Annotated in this window: 1 protein-coding gene; it reads left to right on the forward strand. The window is 41.2% G+C overall.

The window, feature by feature from the left end:
- Positions 1–3: 3 nt before the first annotated feature.
- On the forward strand, positions 4–2,379 hold the full coding sequence (locus tag RTS10_RS10985; RefSeq protein ID WP_409455606.1) for an FdhF/YdeP family oxidoreductase: 2,376 nt from the start codon (positions 4–6) through the stop codon (positions 2,377–2,379).
- Positions 2,380–2,707: the final 328 nt, after the last annotated feature.

The raw sequence follows: 2,707 nt of genomic DNA on the forward strand, positions 1-2,707 counted from the left end.
GCCATGCGATTAATGCAACCCTTCCATACGTTGACGAATCAAATTTTTGACTATGTCAATCTTCCTCATGGTTTGACTCATACCACCGATTTGAACCAAACCGATAATAAACTTGATGCGCTTATTACGCCATCTGGGGGTTGGGGTGCGTTGATAGCCGTGCAAGGTAATATGCGAAAGCAGCAGGCATTGACCCGTGCGCCAATCACATTATTAGACCTAAATCAGCCATTTGGCACTAAGTGCCCAAGTTGTGCATTTCCAAACGGCAAAAAAAAGCCCATTAATTTTTGTGAAAATGGGGCTAAAGCAACGGCATTTGAAACCACCAAAAAAACCGTGACGGCTGATTTTTTTGCCAAATATACCGTCACTGAACTGCTCGCGCAAAGTGATTATTTCTTGGAAAACCAAGGACGCTTGACTGAGCCTATGCAGTACAATGCGGCGACTGATAAGTACGAACCCATCGAATGGGAAGCTGCTTATCAGTTGATTGCCAGTCATCTCAATCGATTGGATGACCCGAATGAAGCTGTCTTTTATACCTCTGGTCGAGCCAGTAATGAAGCGTCGTTTTTGTATCAGTTATTTACCAAATGCTATGGCACGAACAATATGCCAGATTGCTCCAATATGTGCCATGAAGCAAGCAGTGTGGGGTTAAAAGATAGTATCGGCTTAGGTAAAGCAACCATCGTAATGGATGACTTTGAGCATTGTGACAGCGTGTGGAGTTTTGGGCATAATCCAGGTACCAATCACCCACGTATGCTAGAAACATTGGCAAATGTCGCTGAGCGTGGTGGCAAAATCATTGTGATTAATCCGCTTAAAGAGCGGGGACTTACCCGTTTTCAAGATCCAAAACGCCCAAGCCAAATGCTGACAAATGGTAGCACGCCACTTAGTCACTATTTTTTCCAGCTAAACATTGGCTCAGACTATGCGTTAATGACGGGCATACTCAAGCATTTAGATAATTGGGATCGCGAGGCACGGGATAACGTTAAAGCCACTATTTTTGATCATGACTTTATTCAAGCCCAGACCGTAGGCTTTGATGAAATGATTGCAGGGGTAAGGGCGACCGATTGGCAAACCATTTATCATATTACAGGGTTAGACGCGCAGCAAATTGAGCAACTAGCCCAGCTTTATCGAGAGAGTAAACGTCCTATTTTAACATGGTGTATGGGCATCACCCAGCATCGTCATGGTACGGACAATGTGCATATGTTGGCAAATTTAGCCTTGGTTATGGGGCATATTGGCAAGACAGGGACGGGACTTGCGCCGATTCGTGGGCATAGTAATGTTCAAGGTAACCGTACCATGGGTGTATGGGACAAGCCTTCAGATAAGCTACTTGATCAAATCGACAAAGTTTTTGGCATTAAGTCCCCTAGAGCGCATGGCTATAACGTTGTAGAGACCCTTGAAGCCATGCAACAAGGCAAGGTTAAAGTATTTATGAGCCTAGCGGGCAATTTTGCAGTGGCAACCCCCGATAAAGCACGTACAGAAGCGGGTATTCGCGGCTGTGAGTTAACGGTACAGATACAGACCAAGCTCAATCGTAGCCACTTGATTCATGGTAAAGAAGCCATTATTTTACCTTGTTTAGGACGAACAGAAATTGATAAGCAAGGCGACAATAACCAATACATTAGTATTGAAGATTCCATGTGTAATGTGGTGTTGTCACAAGGAGCGCGTCAGCCTGTTTCACATAAATTGCGCGCTGAAACTGAGATTATCGCAAGTATCGCTGCGGCTACACTTAGGCATAGCCCGATTCGTTGGGCTTGGTATGTAGAAGATTACGACCGAATTCGTAATGACATTGCTAAAGCCATTGAAGGCTTTGATAACTTTAACCAAAAAGTCTATACCAAACAAGGCTTTCATCTACCGCATCCTGCCAACCGTTATGAATGGCAGACCCAATCTGGTAAAGCCACCTTTTTCTTTACACCGTTAACCGAGATTTATGCAGATAAATTGACGGCTCAGCCCGATGATTTATTAACACTAACCAGTATCCGTTCTCATGACCAATTCAATACCACCATTTATGGGTTGGATGACCGCTATCGCAACGTTTTTGACACGCGGCAAGTAATTTTTATGAATGCTGATGATGCTGATAGATTGGATTTAAAAGCAGGTGATAAGGTGATTATCCAAAGTGAATACGGCGATGGTATTGAGCGAAAAGTCACAGGCTTTCAAGTCATTTTGTATGATATCCCTAAAGGCAATCTAGCCATGTACTACCCTGAAGCCAATCCACTGATTGCGATGACAGATTTTGATAAAAAATCAGGCATGCCTGCCTTTAAAACCGTGTCGGTTAGACTGAGAAAATGTGCTTAATGATCATAGGGTTGCTTAAAAAACCCTATGGATGATTGTTAAATGTAAAAGTATCATTAAATAAAAAAGTATCATTGAATAAAAAAGTGATGATTGAAAAAACAGGCTGAAAAATTGAATATTTACGCGTTTTTTAAGATGAGTAATAAACTTACTGTCGAAAATTAAACCCATAAATAAATGTTATAGATTTTCTTTAAATGTTAATTCAACAAAAACACCTGTTATTGTTGAATAAATCAGGATGAGCAATTTTAATTGTTTTTTCCCTGATTTTATTCAATAATATTGTCTATTATTTATTTCAATGAAAACCTATCAATAATAT

Origin of the sequence: Moraxella sp. CTOTU47616, from assembly GCF_032017465.1 — a bacterium.
GTDB lineage: Bacteria > Pseudomonadota > Gammaproteobacteria > Pseudomonadales > Moraxellaceae > Faucicola > Faucicola tetraodonis.